The 1150-nt window shown below is 42.4% G+C and carries 3 protein-coding genes; all 3 read right to left on the reverse strand.

What is annotated here, in order from left to right:
- The coding region (locus EKM89_RS14350; protein WP_263853932.1) for a DDE-type integrase/transposase/recombinase at nucleotides 1–179 on the reverse strand (179 nt) is incomplete at its 3' end.
- Nucleotides 173–960, reverse strand: a protein-coding gene (locus tag EKM89_RS13945; RefSeq protein ID WP_080487858.1) for an IS5 family transposase whose coding sequence is annotated in 2 segments (ribosomal slippage) — nucleotides 173–702 and nucleotides 702–960 — 789 coding nt in all. Because the reading frame shifts where the segments join, the coding sequence is not laid out codon by codon here. The genes EKM89_RS13945 and EKM89_RS14350, both read right to left, overlap by 7 nt.
- Before the next feature lie 38 nt (nucleotides 961–998).
- Nucleotides 999–1139 (reverse strand): DDE-type integrase/transposase/recombinase, encoded by a 141-nt coding sequence (locus EKM89_RS13950; RefSeq protein WP_404819988.1) that lies wholly within the window; start codon nucleotides 1137–1139, stop codon nucleotides 999–1001.
- Between the last annotated feature and the right edge of the window lie 11 nt (nucleotides 1140–1150).

The raw sequence follows: 1150 nt of genomic DNA on the forward strand, positions 1-1150 counted from the left end.
GCATTATCATACGGACAACCCTTACGGCTGTATGAGTGGCGGATATGTAGTTCAGTTAAACGTTGATTGTAATCATCGCTGGTATACTGTGATCCTAAATCCGTATGGATAATCAGGTCCCCAGTAATGGTTCGATTTTTAACCGCGCTTTCCAGGGCCTTTAAGAAGCTGTCTAAAATCTCTTAAGTAATAGTGCTAAAAACGCTAAAACGACCATTTGCAGACTGGTGGTTAATTGACGCTCACAATTTTTCCAAAGTCGCCGACAATTCTCTAGCCAACTAAAAGATCGTTCGACTACCCAACGTTGGGGCATGACTTCGAATCGATGCAACTCATTGCGCTTCGCAACCTGCACGGTTGCGTTTAAATTACTGGCTACATCGAGCTGAAAATTAACGCCTGAATAACCACCATCAACTAAGACATTTTGAACCTGGCGTAAATGCATGGCATGTAAAGCGATCATGGCACTGGCCCCGTCTCGATCAGAGACGTTCGCTCGCGTCATGTGAATGGCCTGCGGAAAGCCATTGATATCAACTGCCAGATGGCGCTTAATCCCCGAGATTTTCTTACCAGCGTCGTAACCTTTGTTTTCAGCAGTAGCGGTGTTTTTGACGCTCTGAGCGTCAACGATAATAAAGGAAGTTAAAGCTGAACGTCCTTGGTAAGTTCGCCGAGCAATGACAATTTTTTTAAAACTTGTTCCAATAAAGAATCAGCCGTAGGCTCAGCTTTAGTTGACCAAATTTTGTAATAGTTGTAAACTGACCGCCATTCTGGGAAATCACCGGGGACTTGACGCCATTGGCAACCGGTTTTCAAGACATATAGGACCGCACAGAAGACCTCGTAGAGGTCATATTTTCGAGGCTTAGTTCGCTTACGAAAATTTTCTAAAGCTGGTCGAATTAATTCAAATTGTTGCCGAGTAATATTGCTGGGATAATTTTTCATAGCTTAAACTCGCTTTTTACATAGAAGTATATCAAAAATCATAGATCTTGGACAGCTTCTAAGACTAAATCAGTATCCATCTTTTTTGAGAATGAATAGCCGATAATTCGTCTTGAGTGCAGATCCATGATGGTTGATAAGTAACACCAGCCATTACGCTTCGTTTGAATATAGGTCATATCAGCGGTCC

It is taken from the genome of Levilactobacillus fujinensis, assembly GCF_003946335.1.
GTDB lineage: Bacteria > Bacillota > Bacilli > Lactobacillales > Lactobacillaceae > Levilactobacillus > Levilactobacillus fujinensis.

Coding starts and splice junctions, on each gene's coding strand:
- EKM89_RS13950 (WP_404819988.1), bottom strand. CDS start 1,139: ATGACCTATATTCAAACGAAGCGTAATGGCTGGTGTTACTTATCAACC.